The organism is Robbsia andropogonis, assembly GCF_034047095.1.
Classification (GTDB): Bacteria; Pseudomonadota; Gammaproteobacteria; order Burkholderiales; family Burkholderiaceae; genus Robbsia; species Robbsia andropogonis.
Map to the genome: position 1 here is coordinate 517,011 of NZ_CP139170.1, position 22,748 is coordinate 539,758.

The following is a 22,748-nucleotide window of genomic DNA, read 5'->3' on the forward strand; positions in this document are numbered from 1 at the left end:
GTATGTGGCGTGCTGCGGACGCAGCGGCACGCGGTTTGCGTGATTCCCACGGCACTCGGCCATGGTAAGCGAAATACGAGAGGAGTGAAGGCAATGGCCGAAGACCACGGTAGTAGGCATCACAAAACTGTGGTGCCTACTATGGCGAATATACGCACGCAAGCCGGGCATGGCGAGTCGTGCTCGGTCCCACCTATCGATGAACGGTCCGAAAAAAAAACGGAACGATTTTCTGATGCCTCCAACCCGATTTTAGGCGGGCGAAAACGAGATCAAGAGAACGTCGCGGCGCTACTGCGATATATCGAACCGCTGGATCTGCTGCTGCAGCGCGCGGTACACCGCGTGGATGCCGCGCCGGACGACAAGTTGGGCCTGCGGACGATGGTCATGCCGCCACATATCGTCGATCAACAGTTAGTCAAGCTCAACGGTTGCCCATTTTGGGCGCGACAACTCGGCGATGGTCTGGATGCGCCGAAGCACGATCGCTTTAGTTCGGTACTGTCGCAAGACGCACTGAGTTCGATCGACCCAGACACCCCGCTAGGACAGTTGGTAAGTCGCTTCAGGCTTGATGCGTTACAGGTTAACTTGCTGTTGCTTAGCGCGATGCCGATGATCGACAGACGTTACGCCGCGTTGTTCAGTTTCGCGCAGCAGGACAAACCAAATCTGGAATGGCCCACCTTGGATTTGGCCCTTACGCTGTTAGGTATTGAAGGTGAAGCCCGTATTACCGCACGTACTTCACTGGGCGTGGACGCACCCATTTTTTTGCATCAACTCATCGTGGGCAGCGCACCGAAGAGTGCTGCCTGGGCGGTGGAGTTGCGTTGCGATCCGGCTGTTTTTGCGTTCCTTATAGGTGGCAAATCCACATGGCAGGACCCGGCGGCGAGCTGGCTCGATGCTGCGCGTTATAGATACGATGATTTTCACCACGGCCCCATGGTCGCGCGTATGTCCGAGGCCATGGATGTTTCCAGAGACGCCAATCAGGCAAGCCCGATACTCGTATACCGCGGCGACCTGCACCAGGACGCATGCGCGGCATGGATCAAAGCTGCCGAAAGGGCTGGTCAGCGTGCGCTGGCGTTGGATTGTGAGTTATTGCCTGAGGGCGATCTCGATCTGGTGCGTCTGATAAAACAATGCTGCCGTGAGGCGACAATGTACGGCGCATGGCTGTGGGTACGAAATGCCGATGTACTCGAGAACAGAAAGCCAGGCAACTGGCAATACGCGGCGCAAGGCTTGGAGCAATACGCAGGACCGCTAGCGCTTTCGCTTTCTGCTAGCGATAGCCTTGTGTGGTTGGGACAACGTCCACATCAAATCGAGGCACTGCCGCAAGTAGAAGTGGTTGACATCGCGCGCATGCTTGAGCGGACGATTGCGGCGGCGGCTGGCGATTGTCCGGTGTCCGAGGAAACATGTATGTCATTGGCCGCGCGTTTCAGGCCTTCGCCGCAGACCGCCGGGCCAGCGGTTCAAGAGGCATTGCTATATCACACAAGAGAAGGCGCGAAAACGCCGTTGACGACAGACGCGTTGCGGCGCGCGTTTTCCTTGCGTTCACAGCGCCATTTTGGAAAGCTGGCGCAGCGTATTGTTCCGCGTCTTGGACTGTCGGAGGTCATGCTGTCGGTGGACGTGCGCCAGAGAGTGGAGGAGTTGCTATGCGCGGTTCGTCAGCGCGAAGCAGCGTTGGCAAAAGGGTTCGCGCGCAAGGTTGGTCGAGCAACCGGGATTGCGGCAATGTTCCACGGCGGCTCCGGCACGGGTAAAACATTGACTGCGGAAGCCCTGGCGCATCATTTGGGTGTGGACTTGATAAAAATCGATTTGTCGACGGTGGTGAATAAATTTATTGGTGAGACGGAGAAGAATCTATCGCGCATTTTTGATTTGGCGAGCGCTGATGCAGGCGTGCTTTTCTTCGATGAAGCTGATGCGTTATTTGGTAAACGTTCGGAAACAAAAGATGCGCATGATCGACATGCAAATATTGAGGTTTCCTACTTATTGCAGAGAATGGAAAGCTTTCCTGGTCTGATCGTGATGTCGACGAATCACCCCGACCATTTGGACGAGGCGTTTTCTCGGCGAATAGCGTTCATGATCGAGTTTAAGCATCCTGATAGAGAAACGCGCCGTCGATTATGGGCGTCAGCCTGGCCGGCAGGCGTGACGGTGTCCGACGAGGTTTCGTTTGATGAGCTAGCGGACATAACCGATCTAGTCGGCGGGAATATCAAGAACGTTGCATTACTGTCGACATGGATGTCGATGGAGTCTGGCGCGCCTTCGGTTGGGCGCGATGTAGTGTTCACGGCGATTGCTCGGGAGTTCGAGAAACTCGGACGGCTCTGGTTCAGATAGCACCGGCATGCTGCCTGGATTGGGAGCGCTGCGTATCCGAAGCAGTTTTTCCAGACGCGCACGATGCAAACAAGATGGAACGACAGGAGAGCTTGAGCAATGATAAAGGAAAAAGTAGACCCATTGGGGGGGGCATCGGAGAATTTGTTGTCGTCAGTGAGTTATCGCCTCGCCGATCGCGTGATACGCCGAATGAAAGATCAACTGAAAAGCGATTTGTATGAGGGGCGCGGTGATAGGCTAGCGGGCGCCACGAATACTGAGATTAAATATACATTCGAAATCCCAAGTAGCAAGGCACAAGGCAAAAACACGCTGATTAGTTTGTTTTTGTACGATGTTCATGAAGATAGCGCGTTGCGCCATAGTGCGATGCCGATTGGCCGTACGCGATATCCTCTCTCGGCGGGAAAGCGGCCAATCAGATTGTGCTATTTGATCACGTGTTGGTTTCCCGTGAGCATCGAGAATGCTCAGATCCAGTCCGATGAAGCGTACGCGATGCGCATTAGCGATGCGCTTTTGACCGCGCTGATCGGCTTGCGCGGTGATCCGCTGATTCCCGACGCCTACTGTCGCATTCTGCCACCTTCTGAAAAACTGTTCAGCCTTGGCCAATTTTGGCAGGCGTTAGAGGATTCACATCCGCGCTTGACGTTCGGCCTGACGATTACCGTGCCGTATGCACCCGCGCAGCAGCCGGCGACGCCGGGCGAGGTTGGTCAAATCGTTCTGAAGGGCATGACGGAGAATGGCCTGACGCCGCAAGTGACTGCTGAAGCGGAATACACGGCGCGCTTGATTCTGAATGTACTGGAGTTTTCTAAAAATTCCGGGTCTCATGACATACAGAGTGACAAACGTAATCTGCCGTTTAAAACTGCAACTACCCTCAAAGACGCAGAACGGCAATTGCTGGACGTTTTGTCCCAGGAGGCAAAGCAATGGCGTGATCCTTCTGAGGCGCACAGCTTGCTTGGTCTCCGTTCTATTTCCCTGAAAGACGCGATTGATTACGACACGTTTATCCGACATTTGGAAAACCGTGCCAACACCGTGCGATGGCGCAATTCGGATGTCGAAGGCGTGTTGCCTTGGGATGTTGCGGTAAAACGGGCGCTTACCCGCGTTGGCTTGCGGGCGGCGGATATCCCCGAGGTAATTACACCGATATTGTCGAATCTGGCGACGCACGCCTGGACAGCGTGGTGTCAGGGGCGTGCTGACCGTATGCCAGCAGACGTCGACGGGGCGATTGGCGAGCCCACTTTAGCCGCCGGGTCTACCGTGCGAAACGACATCGTTTCCACGTCCGACAATGTGTATTTATCCGCTCTTGACGTTATGGCTCTGGCTGGTTTGTTCGGATGCGTGGCACTGGCGCAAAGCTTGGGCGTGCCGTTGGGTGAGGCATCGCGTCTGAACCAGGAAGGAGGCCATTGATGGCGAACAATGTGATGGGCCGGGCGTTGACGACAGTCACGAAAGCGGTGGAAGAAATTATCAATTCGGCGTTAGCCGAAAAGAAAATTGTGTGTCATTCCGACAGTTGTGTGACCTTTCGCGTCCCTACTACGGTGACAAAGCAGAAAGTCAGCGTATTTCTGTATGACGTGCATGAGGACTTGGATGTTCGTCTCGGTGAGGCCCGAGAATCCGAGGGAAGTACAACCCACTGGAAGCCTTCCCGAATATTCCTGCGATTTTCTTATCTGATTACCTGCTGGCGGACAAAAAACGATGAAGGGGGCGTGGAGCTGGACCCTGTGGCGACGGATCGCGACTCGCCCGCACTTCGGATTCCGCAAATCGTGCTCGATGCATTGCTACGGCACAGAACGCTCAAGACAATACCGGGTGCATTCTGCCGCGTACTGCCCCAGTCCGAAAATCTCGATGCACTCGGGCAATTCTGGCAAGCGCTAAAAGGCAATAATCCTCGCCTGTGCATGAGCTACGCTGTCACCGTACCGGTGGAGATTCCTGTCGGTGCCGCGGCAGAACCGGTCTGGCCCGTTGTCGAGATCGATGGCACCGTTAGCATCGACCGACCGTTCCTTGCTGCCTGGGAGCGAGCGCTTGAGACGGTGGGTGCGCGTTTGGGCATCGAGGCCGGATGGAAGATGGGCGCTCCTAGGCGCTTCGACAAGCGCGATTTTTTGCGAATCCGTGATGCCTTACGTAACGACGAGGGGCCGTTTGCCGGCATGCTTGCCTCGCTGACTGTGCTAATGACTTCCTTTATTGCCCTAGCCAGGACGATTGATCCAATTGCGCTGAACGACGGATGCGAACAGATTGCCGACCCCCAACCGCTGGCTGAAAGGCTATTGCAATCAATACGTCAATTGCATCTTGACATGGCTGAGAGCAACACGCCGTCCCCCACGCACAACATGGCGGATGACGCGCTGGTTGCGGAAACGGATTCCAACGACGATGCGGATTACGCTATGTTGCTTTTTGCCACCAAGCTCATTTCCGTTTTTAAAAACGAGCGTCCTCGTAGGCTCCTGCTCACGCAGGCGGAGCGTTCAGCGCGGTTGAGGAAGGGGCAACCCGATAAGGAGTCGATGCTGGCCTACCTGTTGCTGGCGACCTGCCGTACGAAATCCCAGGTTGCTGTAACCGTGGCACTTGTGGTGGCCTGGTTGGAGGAGGGCGAAGATGCGCCGACGGATACTGACGGTTAAGAGATACGTCTATGGCGCAATCTCAAACGCGTCGTATTATCACATGGCCGAATGCAAATTAATAAAATCCGGGCTCGCCGGGCGGGCGCGTCTTGAAGCGTTTGTGCACCCAGTAATATTGTTCGGCCATGGCGGGAATTTGTTCCTCGAGGAACGCATTCATCCGGCGGGCATCCGCTACATCGTTATCCGTCGGATAATTCTGCCACGGCGCGAAAATTTTGAGCCGGTAACCGTGGTAGTTCGGCAACACCTCGCAAATAAACGGCAAAACCTGCGCATGGCCTGCCTTGGCCATCCGGGACACGCTGGTGAGCGTGCACGCCTCGACACCAAAGAAGGGTACGAACGCCGAATTCCGCTCGCCATAGTCCATATCCGCCCCGAGCATGACCGGCTTCCGAGCGCGGAGCATCCTCATGACGGCACGCGCGCTATCGGCGCGTGACACCATTTCCGCGTTGAAACGTCCGCGCGCTTCCTTGGCGATACGATTGACCTCTGGATTTGAGAGCGGCTGATAGAGCGCCCCGCATGGGCGATTAAGCGCGTGATTGAGGAAAATCGAACCAGCCTCGATTCCGACGAAGTGCATCCCTAAAAAAATCGTCGGTGGCATGTCGGGATTGGCCAAATCGATGGCGCTGTCAATCTGAATTAATTTCTCCAGTTTGCGTGCACTGCCGAACCACTGCACGCTCCGCTCGATATAGCTTCGGATGGCATGCTGAAAAGTTTGCCGCGCGATACGTTCCCGGTGAGCGTCATCCCACTCCGGGAAGCACAATTTAAGGTTGATGTGAACGACTTGACGCCGGCGGCTCGGGATCAGGTACAGCAAAGTCCCCAGTCCAGCGCCAAATCGGGCGACGAGGCCATATGGCAATACGGCGAGAAAGCGAAGCAATCCGATCGCGAATGAAGTGCCAAGGCGTGTAAACATAGTGGCAAAATTGGTGACCGTCCGGCCTGCGGGATAATTAAGTCAGCCGGATCGAGCGCAGAAAAAGCAAAGTCGCTATAATAATGCCTAACACCATCTTCGCCGAGTTAACGGACAACTTGCGGGGCGAAGGCGGTCCATGGGGTCGAGCAATGTCATATTGTCGGCATCCCACGGATCGCGAAAAAACCGCTAAAGCGTCGCCGCTTTGCAGCCTCACGAGGATTTAGCTCTCTCGTAAAGTAAAAAAGTCGGCTACGTGATGCACCAAATGTCCTCTCGTAACCGATTAATGCTTTATGGAGCGTTGCAAAGTGTCAAACGATTATCTGTTTACTTCCGAATCCGTCTCTGAAGGTCATCCCGACAAAGTTGCCGACCAGATATCCGATGCGATCCTGGATGGCATCCTTGCACAGGATAAATACGCACGCGTTGCTGCGGAAACGCTGTGTAACACTGGTTTGGTGGTCCTTGCCGGCGAAATTACCACCACGGCTAATATTGACTACATCCAGATTGCCCGCGATACGATCCGAAAGATTGGTTACGACAATACCGATTTCGGTATTGACTACAAAGGCTGCGCGGTGTTGGTTGCGTACGACAAGCAATCCCCGGATATTGCCCAGGGCGTGGACCGGGCGCACGACAATAACCTTGATCAAGGCGCGGGCGACCAAGGCTTGATGTTCGGCTATGCATGTGATGAAACCCCGGAACTGATGCCTTTGCCGATTTATCTATCGCATCGTTTGGTCGAGCGCCAGGCGGACCTGCGTCGCGATGGTCGGCTGAACTGGCTCCGCCCGGATGCAAAGTCGCAGGTTACCGTGCGTTATGTCGACGGCAAGCCCCACTCCATCGATACGGTTGTGTTGTCGACGCAACACTCTCCAGACATCGAGCTCGGTCGTCTGAGAGAAGCGGTCATCGAAGAAATCATCAAGCCGGTCATGCCGAAAGAATTGATCAAGGGCGATATAAAGTTCCTGGTTAATCCAACCGGCCGTTTTGTCATTGGCGGTCCGCAGGGCGATTGCGGTTTGACCGGCCGTAAAATCATCGTGGATACATACGGTGGTGCGGCGCCCCATGGTGGCGGCGCGTTTTCCGGAAAGGATCCGTCGAAGGTGGATCGCTCGGCAGCGTATGCTGGCCGTTACGTGGCAAAAAATATCGTTGCCGCAGGCTTGGCGTCGAAGGCTTTGATCCAGGTATCGTACGCGATCGGTGTGGCTGAGCCGACGTCGGTCATGGTAAATACGTTTGGGACAGGCAAGGTCGCTGACGAGATCATCACGAAGCTGGTGCGCGAGCACTTCGATCTGCGTCCAAAGGGTATCGTCAAGATGCTCGACCTGCTGCGACCGATTTATCAAAAGACCGCCGCGTATGGTCACTTTGGACGTGAAGAACCGGAATTCACCTGGGAAGCAACAGACAAGGCAGCCGCTCTGGCGGAGGCCGCAGGTACCAAGCGCTGATTTTGTCATGCGGTTTTGTTCCCATCGCAGGGGCGGCGGGAATGTTTGTGCGCCATGTGACTATTTAGCATGGCGCATTTGCTTTAAGGGGCAGGGGCGACGATCGGGCTGCCGCTGCCCACTTTGGGGATCGCCTCAGCGACGCACCGGAACAATCGCCTGGACACGGAAATCGTGATGCGTTCCCACGGTGAATCCGGCTAGACGCAGATTGTCTTCCAACGCTGTTATCAGAGCACTTACCGATGGAAAGCTTGCGAGATCCAGCACCCTGGTATCGCCCCATGGTTCCAACAATACCGATACTTCGCGGTAATGCCGGAGGTATTTCCCGAACGCCCTCTTACTCATATGAGTCAGGTCTTGCTGGCTGACGCCGTGTTCGGACAGCGACCCAAAAATAAGACAATATTCTGGATCCTCGGCGTACAGTAAGGTGACATGAACGATGCCTGTTCCAGGCAGATCAAGCACTGCTAACTGCAGCACATGCCCCTGCAATGCAGGGTCAGATCATTACTTTATTATTGATGATAAAGTCATCCTTATGACCGTATCGTCGGGCACCTAGCCATGTGGACAGGATAAAAAAACGACTCGCGGAACACGCGCAGTGTGACAAGCCTGAGCGCTGTCGTACTGTTCAGGCAGCGTGAGTCAAGTCATCGACGGCCGATATGTGCGCGCTTACGTGCATAGCCGAAATAAACGAACAGCCCCGCTAACACCCAGATTGCAAAAGCGATCCAGGTCAGTGTCTGTAACTGCATGAGTAAAAACAAGCACATCACAATGGACACGCCGGGAATCCAGGGCACGCCTGGGCATCGGAAGCCGCGATGAAGATCTTTATGCGTATGGCGCATTACGATGACTGATACGGATACCATTGCAAAAGCAGACAACGTACCGAAATTGACTAACTCAGCAAGTTTTTGCAAAGGCACTAGGGCGCCGATGAGGCCAAACACAAGACCAACAAGCCAAGTTGCCAGATAGGGCGTCTTAAAACGGTGGTGGACTGTCGAAAGGGCCGGCGGCAGCAGTCCGTCGCGCGACATGGCGAATAACAAACGGGTCTGTCCGTAAGCCATGACCAACATGACTGTCAGCATTCCCACGACGGCGGCTAAATCGATACATCCGGCCATCCAGTTCACCCCGATTTGCTGAAAAGAAAGGGAAACCGGGTGGGCAATGCCAGCAAAATTCTGCCAAGGTGTGATGCCTGTCAGGACTGTGGTAACTCCGATGTATAAGATCGTGCATACGAGCAGCGATCCGATGATGCCAATCGGCAAGTCTCGTTTCGGGTTTTTTACCTCTTCCGATGCACCGCTTACCGCATCAAATCCGATATAGGCAAAAAACATGATGGCAGCGGCTTGGAACACCCCGGAAATGCCCATGGGCAGGAACGGGCGCCAGTTTTCAGGCCGCACATGAAACGCGCCAACACCGATCACGAGCAGTACGACGCCGATCTTTATGGCGACCATTACGTTGTTGACTTTAGACGTGCTATGGATACCAATAGCTAATAGCGACGTAATCAACATTACTACTAGAAATGCGGGCAGATTAAAGAGTGTCGCTACACCAGGGATTGACCCCGGTGCAGCCTGCAATGCGATAGGCACCGAGATACCAAAGCCGCTGAGCAAGGATTGGAAGTAGCCGGACCACCCGATTGAAACCGCTGAGACTGCGAGGCCATATTCTAGTGCAAGGATCCAACCCATTAGCCAAGCAGCCAATTCTCCTATGGCGATATAGGTATAGGTGTAGATCGAGCCCGCTACCGGAATCGAAGACGCGAACTCAGCGTAAGACAGTGCCGCCAAGCCGCAAGCCAATGCTGCGACAATAAATGAAAGGCTTAGGCCCGGACCGGCCATCATCGCACCGGTACCTGTCAAGACGAATATCCCTGTGCCGACAATGGCACCAATGCCAAGCATGACAAGGTCAAGCGCTCCAAGGGAGCGCTGCAGGCAAGGCCGCGCCGCGTTGTTTGGGTGTTGATGCCCCGATGCCTCTCCAACAGGCTTTGTCCTGAGCAGTTGCGACAAAAAATACATTGCACTCGCCGTTAAAGAATGAAGTGGTGGAAGGAAGATGATCGTCGCTTGGAAGATTCTAAGTGTTTCGCAATGCATATTACATATTGCATCTTGCATCTTGCAAAGCGAGAAAGATAGCGGTCGAAATCCGGATCATCGAATCCATCGTGCTCCCCTATTGATTAAGTCATTGTCCCGTTGTCCCTTACTGCAAAGCGCAACGTTGCAAGATCAAATGTTAGGTCATGCGGACGACTGTCGGATTGCGTCTGGATTGGTTATTTTTAGGGAACGGAATAAGGGGTGGCTAGATAAACGGAGGGCGAGGTGAGCTGTCGAAATTCTGCTACAAATGGAAGTTGCGAAAAGTGCGAGGAATGTACTGCAGCCAGGATTAAGGAATACGATTGGAATGTCGACAATGATGCCGCCTTGCTTCAACTCGAGGCAAGTCGTGCGTGGCGCCATACAGGGATGGAATGGAAGGAGGGCGATGGCCGCAGCAGGTTTTGCGATTTCCTGGATCATATCGCAGCGTTTCTGGACGCCGCCGGAAAAATAAAAGACGCTGGTGGTCCACCCCTCGATAAGTTGATCGAGAGATTGACGCAAGCCACGTGGGATATGCACGCACCGACGCCGCTCGCCGAGCCTGCTCAGATCGCGGAGGCCACACGGATTCTCGACAATGAGATCGTACCGACGGTGAATGGAATTGCAAGTACCGTCGGCCAAGTTGCGGCGAAGCCTTTAAAGACGGCCGCTATGAAGGTCGCAGCGCACCGGCGGGATATTTTGAACGATCATAAAGAAATATCTTCCGAGTTTCAGCAATACCGTGCGAGGGTGACCGCGGCGCATATGCAGTCTGCCGCCAGCGCGGCCCTGCCAAAGTTTGGGCGCCCGAATAGCGCCGCTCGGGCAAGACGCGCCCAGCAGCGCGCCAGCGCGACAGCGCCGCTGAGTGGGCAAAAGGAAGGGGGGGCGTCAACGGGAGCGATACCGAAGGTGCGGCGCCATGGACGCGGGAGCGATGGCCATGACGTGGGTCGGTATCGGGAAGATATGAGCGGGTCCGGGTATCAGGCAGATCATCGATCCAGGTTCAGCGCGGCTGAACGGATCTCCGCGCTCGTTACAGGTCGGGGGCGCTACGAATTCGGTTCGTTTAACGATTCGCCTTTCGAGGGCACGCCGTTATCTTATCCGCGGCTAAATCTCGGACTTGATACCCGATACGGACAAGATATGTTTTCAGCGCCAAGTGATCATTTACGCGCGCACACTTTCTCGAACATGAATTCGACAACAGACGATTCACGGAACGTCTATGTGGAAAGCCGTTCGGGGCGAGCAAACCATGCGAGTCTCGCTACTCGACGTTGAATACGGCATGCGATGTAGCGCCGGACATGCGGTCTCGATAATGAAGCAGGGCGACAAGATAACCATGTGTTTCTGCGAAACGGGATGTGGAAATGCTTATTGGTGACACCGTTCGATGTTTGTCGTCTTATTTCGGAAAGTAAGTGCTTTGGTGGGGGCTGATGTATAAGACGTATTCCGGGAGTGAGACACAAACGCTGTTAAGGCGCTGTGAGAGCGGCAGTGGACATACGGAGATTGATACGTTGCCGATGCCCGATTCTGGTGTTTTCAGCGGGCTGGCGGATGATGTCTCCAGTCGAGATGGGGTAGAGGAGTCAGTTGAGGCTGATCCGACGTGGGACGATGTGAAGCAGTTTCTTGATAAAAACGGCGTGCATGTTTCCAATACTGGTTCAAACGTGTTTACCTTGGGCATCGAGGATTTACTGCGCAAGACGCACCGCATGACAACGCCATTGGTATTTGATTCATTCGAGGACGATGAGGTGTCGCGCTACTATCTTGGGTTGCGAGTAATCGCGGCGTATGAGGCTGTGTTTTTTCGTAACTTGGATAGCGATCTCGCGGTTTTTTCTTACATCAAAGCCAAAGCCGAACTCAGGAAGCAGAAAAATAAGCGCGGACGAAGTCGACGCTTGGTTGAATGGCTGTTTTTTTCTTGCGGTGGATCCGCAGGTGAGGCTGATTCAGAGGAATATTTCATCTCGCAAATTCCTGTGCGCTATCGTTTGGGCCTAAAGCGCGCTTTTGGTGTCCTTCTGCTTGATCACGATTTAACGTTGTCATTGATTGCCTTTGAGCGACTAAAAAATTACGCTTTTCATCATGTCGAGGATCATGCCAGACGACGCGGAATTTGCCGGGTTGCCAAAGATAATGTGGCTAAGGCTCGGTCGACACACCCAGAGACTGACTATATGGCGGAGTCGGATTTCTATGCGTTGTCGCGTTTTTCCGTCAGCATTCCGGCAGAGGCTGGCGCAATCCGTCTGCGTGGTGTTGTTCAAAATGATTGGCTATGTGTGCCGCGAGCCTTGGGCAATGATCCTCTCGATTTTTCGGCCATGTATGCTGACGCTTTGGAGCAGCTGAAGGAAAGTATCGATACGGACAAAGATTGGCCGATGTTAAAGATTGGCTTGATTGATAAAATATTCCGTCGATTGCGTGACCTTGCGAAAGCGGAGGCGCGGGGAGCCAATGATGAAGAGGAGCACGCGTTCGATCGTTATTCGTCGCTACGCGAACACGCGATCACAACCATTTTTAGTCTGTTTAATATGGCATTCATCGCCCGATACGGCGAGAAGGAAAAAGAGATTGCCGATGCCATCGAGAGGCTGAGGCAAAATAACGAAAAGACTAAAAACCAGGGGAAATCGACGTTTTCGTCACGGGCCATATTTAACGAGGAACGTTCGACAGAGTGTTCGTACAGGGAGTTCTTGGTCGTCGGCGCGCCTTTGCGTTATATAGACGGATTGCTTCCACTTTCGCGACTCGGCATCAGTGATCCCTGGGAGTTGGCGAATTTGGCGTGTGCGATCCTGAAACATCCTGCCGATATTTTCGCCACGAGATTTCGAGCCGACTTCAAATACGATCCAGCGCGTTATGCCGCTACTTACGAAAAAAGGCCTGATCAGCGCGAGGAATACGATAAATTCAGGAAAGAACAAAGACGTGACGAGCAACTGTGGTCGATCTGTTTCGTGTTCGGCGCAGTGATAAGTAGTGTCGCGCCAAGTCGATCGCAGTATAAATATGTGGTGGCGGAGGCGGAAAAAGCCGCAAGGCGTGCCGCCTCGGATCACGCGCGTGAGGAAAGCCGATATCGACGGGCGGTGGGTATAGCGACTTTCCACGCAGTACTCCCCTTCCTCGGCGACATCGTTCATGATCTGACAAAAGTCAAGCCGCGCTTCACGAGCGATACGATTTTCCAGTGCGCCTACTGGAAGAACGCGGTTGACATCACGCTTAGGCATGTCCAAACAATGCAGTTTGAACATCGATATACCCACGCTGTCATCAACCGCACCAGGATCGATCAACGAAAACGAATGCCCGGGGGTGAATGGTCGCCGTCCGAGCGTATCGCGGGACATAACCTCCTTCCTCCCGGCACCAATAGGGAAAACGTCATTTTTAGCCATGGACGCAGTGACATAAGCGAACACACGCGATACCGGAATGGTTTGATGTCGGAGCGGCCACTCTCCAGTCGCGCAATATTGCCAGAGGAGCCGCCGTATCAGCCAGGTCCAAGTGGTCGTTATCCGACGTTAACACTTAGTCGGCCCGCACCTGAATAAACGCTTTCGTCACAAAAACTTTGCTACAATCGGGGACCTTCCGAGGAGCGTTGCGACGGGTTTTGCCCGCCAGGCTCGGAAAACGGGGTTTCCGGCCCGGCGGCACTCTACATGGTGCTGCCTATACCGCCCGGGTCAACGGCCAGGAAATGGCCGCAACGGCGCTCACGTCTTGATTTCTATCCACTTTAGAAAAGGAGGCGTGATGAACGCTGCCGTATTGAAATCCTCCCCGAACACCGAAGCCGTCATTGCCGATATCGCACTGGCCGGCTGGGGCAAGAAAGAAATCGCGATCGCCGAGACAGAAATGCCCGGTCTGGTGTCGATTCGCGACGAATTTCGCGGCGCGCAGCCGTTGAAGGGCGCACGTATCGCCGGCTCGCTGCATATGACAATCCAGACCGCGGTCCTGATCGAAACGCTCGAAGCACTGGGCGCGGATGTCCGCTGGGCATCGTGCAATATTTTCTCGACGCAAGATCACGCCGCCGCCGCTATCGCCGCGAACGGCACCGCCGTGTTTGCGGTGAAAGGCGAGACACTCGACGAGTATTGGGATTATGCGCACCGCATTTTCGAATGGCCGAACGGTGAATACGCGAACATGATCCTCGATGACGGTGGCGACGCCACGTTATTGCTGGTCCTGGGCACGCGCGCGGAAACGGACCCTTCGGTGATCGCCAACCCGACGAATGAAGAAGAAACCGCCCTCTACAAGTCGATCAAGACCTGGTTGGCGAAGGATCCACACTGGTATTCGGTGCGTCTGAAGGCCATTCAGGGCGTGACCGAAGAAACCACGACGGGCGTACATCGTTTGTACCAGATGGAGCGCGAAAACCGTCTGCCGTTCCCAGCGATCAACGTCAATGACTCGGTCACGAAATCGAAGTTCGACAACCTGTATGGTTGCCGTGAGTCGCTGGTCGACGGCATTAAGCGCGCAACCGACGTGATGATCGCCGGTAAGATCGCGGTGGTGGCCGGCTACGGTGATGTTGGCAAGGGGTGCGCACAGTCGTTGCGTGGCTTGGGCGCCACGGTCTGGGTGACGGAAATCGATCCGATCTGCGCACTGCAAGCGGCGATGGAAGGCTATCGGGTCGTGACGATGGACTACGCGGCATCGCGTGCGGACATCTTCGTGACGGCCACCGGTAACCTGCACGTGATCAACCACGATCACATGAAGGCGATGCGCAACCAGGCAATCGTCTGCAATATCGGTCACTTCGATTCGGAAATCGATGTGGCTTCCACGCGTCAGTACGAGTGGGACAACATCAAGCCGCAAGTCGATCACATCGTGTTCCCGGACGGCAAGCGCATCATCATGCTGGCCGAAGGTCGCCTGGTGAACCTGGGCTGCGGCACGGGGCACCCGTCGTTCGTCATGTCGAATTCGTTCACGAACCAGGTGCTGGCACAAATCGAATTGTTCACGCAAGGCGACAAGTACGAAAACAAGGTGTACGTGCTGCCAAAGCATCTGGATGAGAAGGTTGCTCGTCTGCACCTGGGCCGCATTGGCGCCGAATTGACGGAACTGTCGGACACACAAGCGAAGTACATCGACGTGTCGAAGGCAGGGCCGTTCAAACCGGCGCACTATCGCTACTAATCCGCGTTGCACGCGGGGAGCGCGTGCGCCGGAGCAGGGTCGCCTCGTCGTGATCGGCAGCGATTCAAGTCGGCGCGTTCACCGAAGGAGTTTTACATGGACTGGCTGCTGGCTTGGCTGATCAATGCAGTTTCGCTGTTGATCCTGCCGTATGTGATCCCCTCGATCAAGATCCGGGGATTCGGGACCGCATTGGTCGTGGCGCTGGTGCTGGGTCTGATCAATATCCTGCTCCGTCCGATCCTGGTCTTGCTGACGCTACCGGTGACCTTGATTACGCTGGGTTTGTTCATCCTCGTGATCAACGCCTTGCTGTTCCAATTCGCCGCCTGGTTGCTCAAGGGCTTCGAGGTCAGCGGATTCTGGTCGGCGTTTTTCGGCTCCCTGCTGTACAGCATTATTTCGTGGCTACTGTCCGCGCTCGTTCTCGGGCATGGGTTGAGCTGGGGCGTCAGCAATGGCGCTTCGGGTTCTGGCTTCGTCTGACCGCGGGCGCGGTCTTCTGACAGGTGTCATCGATGGCTGCCATCGAAATTTCGTTCGAGTTTTTCCCGCCTAAGTCCGAGGAAGGGGTGGCAAAGTTGGCCGCCACTCGCGCGGCCTTGCGCGAATTCCATCCTCGTTTCATGTCGGTGACGTATGGCGCGGGCGGGTCCACGCAGCAAGGTACGCTGGATACCGTCAAGGCCATTGCCGCCGAGGGTGTCGAGGCGGCGCCGCATCTGTCTTGTGTGGGCGCGTCGCGCGAGAGTCTGACGCAGACGCTGGATACGTTCCGTGCAGCCGGTATCCGTCGCGTCGTCGCATTGCGTGGTGACCTGCCGTCAGGCATGGTCGACACGGGCGAGTTCCGCTATGCGTCGGATCTGGTTGCCTTCATTCGCCAGCATGCGGGTAACGCATTTCATATCGAAGTGGCGGCTTATCCGGAATGCCATCCGCAGTCTCGAAATGCCCGGCAAGACCTGAAGCATTTCATGACCAAGGTCGATGCGGGTGCGGATTCGGCGATCACACAGTACTTTTTCAACGCGGATGCGTATTTCCGCTTCGTTGATGATGCACGCGCGGCGGGTGCAACGCTGCCGATCGTACCGGGTATCATGCCGATCACCAATTTCTCGCAATTGGTGCGTTTCTCCGAGATGTGCGGTGCGGAGATTCCACGCTGGATCGCGCGACGGCTGGAATCGTATGGTGATGATCTGCCATCAATCCGGGCATTTGGCGTGGATGTCATCAGTGCGATGTGTCGACGTCTGATTGACGGCGGCGTCCCGGGCTTGCATTTTTATACGTTGAATACCGCCGCGGCAACCAGTGATATCTGCAGGAACATCATTTCGGCCTGATATCGTCGGGTATCGCCTAATAAACGCAGGACGCTCAACCGAGCGCCCTGCGTTTTTCCATTGCCTGCCCCGCTGGGCAATCACTTGACGCGCTACGTTGTTATCTGCTCGCCCTGCAAGGGAACGCGTCAGCGTGAGAGCGTTTTCATCGCGTGAGGGTGATTTCATTACTATAACGGCCGCAGCCCGCAGCCCGCAGCCCGCGTGTCGCGGGTTTATCGCTACTTGTCCAGCGGTCGCATACGCCGATAATCGTCCATTTCCATCACTCCCTGCATCAACATGCGCGACCGAATCGACGACGAGATTACCTTTCGCAAGCTTGAGTTCCTGCTCGCGTTCATGAAGACTGGAAGCTTGTCGAAGGCGGCCGAAGCGCTGAATGTCAGCACGGTCAGCGTGCATCGCGCGCTGCACTCGCTCGAACAGGGCGTACGATGTGCGCTGTTCCGGCATGAAGGCCGCAATCTCAAGTCGACGGATGCAGCGCGAATGCTGGCCGATGTAGCGCAGGAGGTGCTCACGCTGATGTCCGCCGGCATTCACGCGACCCGTGAGGCGGCGGGGTATTCGTCGGATCGGCTGAAGATCGGCTCGCTGTACTCGCTGACTATCAAGACCGTGCCTGACATTGTCGTCGACCTCAAGGTACGGCGACCAACGCTCCAGGTCGAACTCGTGCTTGGTTCGAATGCAGAACTGCTCGACAGGCTGAGGCAGGGCACCATCGATGCGGCTCTCATGGCATCGCCGGACGCCGAGCCCGAAGTCGAATTCATCCCCCTTTTCGAAGACGACATCTTTTTCGCGGCGCCCGCCGATTCAGTGTATGCGAACCAGGAAGCAATCGATTTGCGGCACTGCCGCGACCAGACCTTCGTTTCCCTTGGCGAGGGATTTGCAACCTATCGGGGCTTCATGGAAGCGTTTCGGGTTGCGGAATTCACGCCGAACGTCACCATGAAAGTCGGCGATATTTTTTCACTGATGAATCTTGTGAGTGGTGGGGTCGGATATACGCTGTTACCTGGCCGCGTGCGCGGAGTGTTCGGCGACAAGGTGCAATTTATTCCTCTCAAGCCGCAATATCTGATGCGCCAGTCGATCGGTGTCAGCTTTTTACACGCGCGCGAGCGTGACCCGAACCTGTTGGCGCTGATGGCTGTCTGCCGTCTTTGCACGAGAAGGGCTGGCTGAGTGCCGGCCCTTTCTCCCTCACCTGTTACCGTTCAATCAGCGCGGCAAGGTTTGGCAGTGCCATATTGCTGCAATGCATCACGATTTCCTTATAAATCACGCTGGTCAATCGGGTGTAGCCCGTTGACCGGCGACATCTCGATGGCGAGGCGAGCCCTTCTGGCGTGACGCTAAAACGGATGCGCTCGCGTGCCATGTAAACCGTAGACAAAAAGCGGATACTTCCAGGCGTATCAAGCGCCCATCAAAGCCTTCGTCGAAAAAAACAACAGCGAAGGTCCGAGCAAGCAGCCAATGCCGGTATGGAACGTCGCGATCAGCGCCCCATAGGGCACGAGCCGACGATCGGTCGCGGCGAGCCCCGCGCTGACCCCGCTCACCGTCCCCGCAAGGCCGCCGAAGATCATTGCGGAGCGCGGCGTCTTCAGTCCCATGAAACCGGCCGCGAGCGGTGTGCCGATCATCACGATGATCGCTTTGATCAGGCCTGTGGCGATGCTGAGCGCGATCACATCCGAGCTCGCGCCGATCGCCGCGCCTGTTACCGGTCCCACGATATAGGTGACCGCGCCCGCGCCGATGGTCGTCATGCTGACGGGATCGGTATACCCGAACGCGTAAGCAATGCTTGCGCCGACGATGAAGGGCAGCAAGGTACCGAGCAGTAACGACACCACGCCGATCATCCCCGCCTTGCGCGCCTCGGTGGCTTGTACCTCGAACGCGGTCGCGACAATGGCGAAATCACGCAGCATCGCGCCGCCCATCAGGCCTATGCCGGTGAAGAGCGGCAGGTCGGCGATACCCTTCTGTCCGCCGGTGAATGCGCCGCCGACATAGGCGAGCACGAGGCCGATCACGATTGCGATTGCCGAGCCGTGCACGCGCCCGAAAGTCAGTTTGCGCGATAACAGCGACGATGCCCACATGATCAGGCCCACCAACGCGAACGCGGTGATGAGGCCATTTTGAACCAGGTTTTTATTGAGAATTTCCAACATGATTCACTCCTGATTCAGGTTTCTTCAAGGTGCGGAGCGTTCGCGAACGACGTGTTGTCGCGACCGGTGCGGGAGAGAACGGCGATGCAGCATGCGCAGACGGCCACGGCGGCCAATGCCGAAAGCAGGGCGACGGGGCCGCCCTTGAGTGCAGCCACGACGTTCTGGTTGGCGGACATCGCCACCACGACAGGAATGTACATCGCGCCCCAGAAAGCCACGCCTGCTTCCGTCTCCTTCGGCAACAGTCCTTTCTTGTGCAAATAGAGCTTGAGGAAAATCAGCAGCAGCATCGCGATGCCGACACCGCCGACGTTCGTCTTCACGCCTATCGCGGCGCCTAGCAGGTCGCCAAGAAAAAGTCCCGCGAGATGACAGAACGCGAGAAGTGCAGTTCCATAGATGATCATTACTGTCTCCTTTAATATCTTTATCGGCTTCTGACGAGCCGGCTTGAGAAGTGAGGCGCTACCGCCATTGCTCCCGTAGCTTGCGGCCAACGGTTGTGGAGGCCGCGCGGTGCCTGCTGCCGAGCTGATGTTCCAGACCGCGCGACGGGTCGTTGTGGATGTCGTCGAAAGCGGCGCGCAGCGCCTTCTCAACGGTAGTCTGATCGGCGCGGGTCGGTGCATCGGCGGTGGTTACGCTCAGGAGCTTCCAGAGTAGCCCGAGTGATGCGTCATTGTCGATGTTGTAGGCCATCGGCGGGACTCGCGCGGCGAACGCGTCGAGATCGGCAAGCGAGCGGCGCGTGGCCCGTGCCGCCAATTCCTTGCCCATCGCGTGGAGCATGACTGGGCCTGGCTCTTAATGGACATGAGGCAAGTCTAGGGAGCGAGGTACGCCATTTCAATGACGCTCGGGGTGTATCCGTTATCACGAGAGTAATGATCGTTCGACGTGAACGCCGACACCGTGATGGGACCGGGCTGGAGTGCTGGACGGGGATATCCAGGGGTTTTCCCTGCTTCGCTGACCGCCAGGCACCAGGTCCTACCGCGCGACGGTTTTGAAACGCCGTGTGAACGGGGCCAAGGGCGTGGTGGCTTGGCCGAGTACGCGTAACTATCCCCGCGGTGCCGATGGCGTGAGAGCGGGGCCGGTGCCAACCCGCATCACGCTATTTCTTCAGCGCGATGACATGCCACTTGGCGACCGTCCACGGGACGTAGTATCGGTACCTCGCTACGGCACCGTTCGACCGCATAAGGGCAGCGCCGATGGAAGGTGCAGCCTGGCGGGGGCGCCAGCGGCGACGGCAATTCGCCTTCGATGGCGATCCTGTCGCGTCGGTTTTCCGCGCGCAACGCCGGCGTGGCGGACATCAGTACGCGGGTATAGGGGTGTCGTGCACGACTGAAGATACGCGATTTCTCACCTGTCTCCACGACGGCGCCCAGATACATCACCATCATGTCGTGTGCCACGTGCTCGATGACCGACAGGTTGTGCGAGATGAAAACGTAGCTCGTCCGGAACTGCTCCTGCAGATCGAGGAACAGGTTCAGAATCTGCGCCTGCACGGAGACGTCGAGCGCCGATGTCGGCTCGTCCGCCACGACGATCGAGGGCTCGACGATCATCGCACGCGCGATGGCGATGCGTTGACGCTGGCCGCCGGAGAACATATGCGGGTAGCGCCGCAGATGCTCGGGACGTAATCCCACCGTTTGCATCATGTCGCGAATGCGCGAGAGCCGGTCCGTCGCGCTCAGGTCGGTGTTGATCCGAAGCGGCTCGCCCAAGGCTTGTTCGATCGTCTTGCGCGGATTCAGCGAGGCATACGGATTTTGGAAGACCATCTGGACGCGTCGGCGTAAGTCGGCATCCTGAGTGTTGGATAGACGTTTTCCGTTTTCGGAGATGGTGCGACCGTCGATGACGAGACGGCCATCGGTCGGTGTCTCTACCATCGTCAACTGGCGCGCCAACGTCGACTTGCCGCAACCGGATTCACCAACGACCCCCAGCGTCCGACCCCGTTCGAGCGATAAGGAAACGCCGTTCAACGCACGTAAGGTCTTGTTGCCGCCGAACCAGCCACTGCGCACCGGGTAAAGCTTCGATAGCGCGTGCGCTTGCAAGGCGATGTCCAGCGCATCGGCGACCGTGCCTTGCGTGCACTCCCCGTCAATGGACGTTGCGTGAGGGCTTTCGATCATGCTGCATCTCCTGTGGCCCGCACCGGCAGTGGTTTGATGCATCGGACCAGTGGCGTCATCGGATCGAGTCGGTTTGCTTCCGCCTCGGTCGTAACCGACGCGGACGGCCGCGCCGGTTGCGTTGCCGCAGCGCCTACAGCGACGTTCGATGCAGACTGCGAATGCGGAAGCGAAGCAAGCGGTGCAGCAGTCTCTGACACGGGCGGTACCTCGCCCTGCAACGTTGGCGGTAAAGCACGCTGTGAATCCGGCGGCAACAATGCCGGGCGCGCCGTTTGGCAGGCCGGTTCGACAAAGGCACAGCGCGGCGCGAATAAGCAGCCAGTGGGGCGATCGTCCTTGCCGGGCACCGTGCCGCCTAAGGCCGTTAGGCGCAAGGCACCGCGATTATGCTCGGGGATGGCGGCCAATAACGCCGAGGTATAGGGATGTCGCGGCGCCTGGAAAATCGCCGGCACCGCCTGCCGCTCGATCAGCTCGCCTGCGTACATGACCGCGACGCGGTCAGCCATTTCGGAAACCACGGCCAGATCGTGTGAGATCAGTACCATCGCCATGCCACGATCGCGTTGGAGGCTGCGCAGCAGGCTCATGATCTGCGCCTGTACGGTGACGTCGAGCGCGGTCGTAGGCTCGTCGGCAATCAATAGCCTGGGATTGCAGGCCACGGCGATCGCGATCATGACCCGCTGGTTCATTCCGCCCGACATCTGGTGCGGATAGGACTTCAGCCGGTTCTTTGCATCCGGGATTTCGACCTGCTCCAGCAGGGCGAGAATCCGTTGCTCCAAGGCCCGGCCTCGCAGGCCCTCGTGTCGTTTCAAGACCTCGGCAATCTGAAAGCCGATTGTATAGCTTGGATTCAGGCTCGATTGCGCATCCTGAAAAATCATCGCCACATCGCGACCGATGATCTGCCGTTGCTGGCGTGCCGACATTGTCAGAAGGCCCTGACCGTTAAACGCGACCCGGTCCGCCGTCACTTTGCCGGGCGCATCGATCAGCCCCATCAAGGCCAACATCGTCACACTCTTGCCGGAGCCGGATTCTCCTACGACACCGACGACTTCGCCAGCGCTGACCGTGAAGTTCACCCGTTGCACCGCAGGTGCGCCATCGAACGCGACACTCAGGTTTTGGATATCGAGCAGTGTCTCTCCTGTACCGCCCGTGCCAACTCGGCCGTCCTGCACGTCAAGCAATGAATTCAACGCAACCTCCGCAATTTTGGATCGAGCGCGTCACGCAAGCCATCGCCGAACAGGTTGATTGCCAACACGGTGACCAGAATGGCAAGGCCTGGCATCGTCACGATCCACCATGCGCTGTCGATGTAATCGCGTGCCGACGAAAGCATGGCTCCCCATTCGGCGGAAGGCGGTTGAACGCCAAGGCCGAGGAAACCCAACGCCGCGGCATCCAGGATCGCCGTGGAAAAACTGAGCGCGGCCTGCACTAGTAATGGTGCTGCGCAGTTCGGCAATACCTGCGAGAACATCAGGCGCAATGTGCCCGCGCCGGCAAGACGCGATGCCGTGACATAGTCCTTCTGCAGTTCCGACTGTGCGGCTGCACGTGTCAGTCGGGTGAAGGCTGGCAAGCCGACGATGCCGATCGCCATCATCGTATTCACAAGACCGGGGCCCAGCACGGCGACCACGGCAACGGCGAGCAGCAGCGACGGCAGTGCGAGCAAGATATCCATCAGCCGCATCACCGGCGCGTCCATCCAGCGCGGATAGAAGGCGGCGATCAAGCCCAGTATCGTTCCGGGAATCATCGCCATGAATACCGATAATAAGCCAATCAGCAGGCTGAGCCTGGCGCCATACAGCAGGCGTGAGAGGATATCGCGGCCTGCTTCATCGGTGCCCAGAAGGAAGCGGGTACTGCCATGCACCTCCCAGACTGGGGGCTGCTGGATCGCTTCTCGATATTGCACGATCGGATCATGTGGCACGATCCATGGTGCAAACACGGCGGCCATCACCAATAACACCAATAGCAGGCAGGCGACGACTGCTCCTCGATTGGTCGAGAACTGCCGTACGAAATCCCGCGCGCGCAAGCGCAGGCCGCCTTGCTCTGCCGCAGGAAAGGCAGCATCGACGCTGGGTTGTAATCGACTCATCTT

At 56.6% G+C, this 22,748-nt stretch carries 19 protein-coding genes and 1 riboswitch; of the genes, 10 read left to right on the forward strand and 9 right to left on the reverse strand.

Annotated elements, in window-relative coordinates; genetic code table 11:
• Positions 1-390: 390 nt before the first annotated feature.
• From SJQ66_RS15885 to SJQ66_RS15895, 3 genes are all read left to right on the forward strand, one after another.
• On the forward strand, positions 391-2,385 hold the full coding sequence (locus SJQ66_RS15885; protein ID WP_407691556.1) for an ATP-binding protein: 1,995 nt from the start codon (positions 391-393) through the stop codon (positions 2,383-2,385).
• 192 nt (positions 2,386-2,577) lie between these two features.
• The gene (locus tag SJQ66_RS15890) at positions 2,578-3,828 is read left to right on the forward strand and encodes a Pvc16 family protein (protein ID WP_320535334.1); all 1,251 of its coding nucleotides are present in this window, start codon (positions 2,578-2,580) and stop codon (positions 3,826-3,828) included.
• Positions 3,828-5,078 (forward strand): Pvc16 family protein, encoded by a 1,251-nt coding sequence (locus tag SJQ66_RS15895; RefSeq protein ID WP_024903421.1) that lies wholly within the window; start codon positions 3,828-3,830, stop codon positions 5,076-5,078. Before SJQ66_RS15890 ends, SJQ66_RS15895 begins: the two co-directional genes overlap by 1 nt.
• A gap of 58 nt (positions 5,079-5,136) precedes the next feature.
• Here SJQ66_RS15895 and SJQ66_RS15900 read toward each other — a convergent pair whose 3' ends face one another.
• Positions 5,137-6,021, reverse strand: a complete 885-nt coding sequence (locus tag SJQ66_RS15900) for a lipid A biosynthesis lauroyl acyltransferase (protein ID WP_320534997.1) — start codon at positions 6,019-6,021, stop codon at positions 5,137-5,139.
• Positions 6,022-6,335: 314 nt separating this feature from the next.
• On the opposite strand from SJQ66_RS15900, the gene metK reads away from it, so the two are divergent.
• Positions 6,336-7,508 carry a methionine adenosyltransferase gene (gene metK, locus SJQ66_RS15905; protein WP_024903419.1) on the forward strand — a complete coding sequence of 391 codons (1,173 nt, stop codon included), beginning with the start codon at positions 6,336-6,338 and terminating at the stop codon, positions 7,506-7,508.
• A 135-nt stretch (positions 7,509-7,643) separates the two neighbouring features.
• Here metK and SJQ66_RS15910 read toward each other — a convergent pair whose 3' ends face one another.
• Both SJQ66_RS15910 and SJQ66_RS15915 read right to left on the reverse strand, forming a co-directional pair.
• Complete coding sequence (locus SJQ66_RS15910) at positions 7,644-7,982, reverse strand: hypothetical protein (protein ID WP_157685018.1); 339 nt, start codon at positions 7,980-7,982, stop codon at positions 7,644-7,646.
• Between the two features lie 188 nt (positions 7,983-8,170).
• Positions 8,171-9,469 carry an amino acid permease gene (locus SJQ66_RS15915; RefSeq protein WP_236693391.1) on the reverse strand — a complete coding sequence of 433 codons (1,299 nt, stop codon included), beginning with the start codon at positions 9,467-9,469 and terminating at the stop codon, positions 8,171-8,173.
• Between the two features lie 576 nt (positions 9,470-10,045).
• Between SJQ66_RS15915 and SJQ66_RS15920 the strand changes: the two genes are divergently transcribed.
• The 6 genes from SJQ66_RS15920 (at position 10,046) to SJQ66_RS15945 (ending at position 17,451) form a co-directional block, all read left to right on the forward strand.
• Positions 10,046-10,957: a hypothetical protein gene (locus tag SJQ66_RS15920; protein ID WP_024903416.1), complete on the forward strand. Its 912-nt coding sequence runs from the start codon at positions 10,046-10,048 to the stop codon at positions 10,955-10,957.
• A 245-nt stretch (positions 10,958-11,202) separates the two neighbouring features.
• Positions 11,203-13,275, forward strand: coding sequence for a hypothetical protein (locus tag SJQ66_RS15925; RefSeq protein ID WP_176026031.1), 2,073 nt, complete (start codon positions 11,203-11,205; stop codon positions 13,273-13,275).
• A 36-nt stretch (positions 13,276-13,311) separates the two neighbouring features.
• A riboswitch (S-adenosyl-L-homocysteine riboswitch) is annotated at positions 13,312-13,449 on the forward strand.
• A gap of 31 nt (positions 13,450-13,480) precedes the next feature.
• Positions 13,481-14,902 carry an adenosylhomocysteinase gene (ahcY, locus tag SJQ66_RS15930; RefSeq protein ID WP_024903414.1) on the forward strand — a complete coding sequence of 474 codons (1,422 nt, stop codon included), beginning with the start codon at positions 13,481-13,483 and terminating at the stop codon, positions 14,900-14,902.
• 96 nt (positions 14,903-14,998) lie between these two features.
• Positions 14,999-15,388, forward strand: a complete 390-nt coding sequence (locus SJQ66_RS15935) for a phage holin family protein (RefSeq protein WP_024903413.1) — start codon at positions 14,999-15,001, stop codon at positions 15,386-15,388.
• 32 nt (positions 15,389-15,420) lie between these two features.
• On the forward strand, positions 15,421-16,254 hold the full coding sequence (metF, locus tag SJQ66_RS15940) for a methylenetetrahydrofolate reductase [NAD(P)H] (RefSeq protein ID WP_320534998.1): 834 nt from the start codon (positions 15,421-15,423) through the stop codon (positions 16,252-16,254).
• A gap of 282 nt (positions 16,255-16,536) precedes the next feature.
• Entirely contained in the window at positions 16,537-17,451 is a 915-nt protein-coding gene (locus SJQ66_RS15945) for a LysR family transcriptional regulator (RefSeq protein WP_024903411.1), read from the forward strand.
• Positions 17,452-17,684: 233 nt separating this feature from the next.
• On the opposite strand, the gene madM is transcribed toward SJQ66_RS15945, so the two are convergent.
• From madM to SJQ66_RS15975, 6 genes are all read right to left on the reverse strand, one after another.
• Positions 17,685-18,452: a malonate transporter subunit MadM gene (gene madM / locus SJQ66_RS15950; RefSeq protein ID WP_024903410.1), complete on the reverse strand. Its 768-nt coding sequence runs from the start codon at positions 18,450-18,452 to the stop codon at positions 17,685-17,687.
• A gap of 14 nt (positions 18,453-18,466) precedes the next feature.
• Positions 18,467-18,862, reverse strand: coding sequence for a malonate transporter subunit MadL (gene madL / locus SJQ66_RS15955; RefSeq protein ID WP_024903409.1), 396 nt, complete (start codon positions 18,860-18,862; stop codon positions 18,467-18,469).
• Positions 18,863-18,920: 58 nt separating this feature from the next.
• A complete protein-coding gene (locus SJQ66_RS15960; protein ID WP_320534999.1) occupies positions 18,921-19,232 on the reverse strand; it encodes a biotin-independent malonate decarboxylase subunit gamma in 312 nt (103 codons plus the stop codon).
• A gap of 335 nt (positions 19,233-19,567) precedes the next feature.
• A complete protein-coding gene (locus SJQ66_RS15965) occupies positions 19,568-20,614 on the reverse strand; it encodes a dipeptide ABC transporter ATP-binding protein (RefSeq protein ID WP_024903408.1) in 1,047 nt (348 codons plus the stop codon).
• Entirely contained in the window at positions 20,611-21,816 is a 1,206-nt protein-coding gene (locus SJQ66_RS15970; protein WP_407691557.1) for an ABC transporter ATP-binding protein, read from the reverse strand. The genes SJQ66_RS15965 and SJQ66_RS15970 overlap by 4 nt, the downstream gene beginning before the upstream one ends.
• A 5-nt stretch (positions 21,817-21,821) precedes the next feature.
• Positions 21,822-22,745 (reverse strand): ABC transporter permease subunit, encoded by a 924-nt coding sequence (locus SJQ66_RS15975; RefSeq protein ID WP_320535000.1) that lies wholly within the window; start codon positions 22,743-22,745, stop codon positions 21,822-21,824.
• Positions 22,746-22,748: the final 3 nt, after the last annotated feature.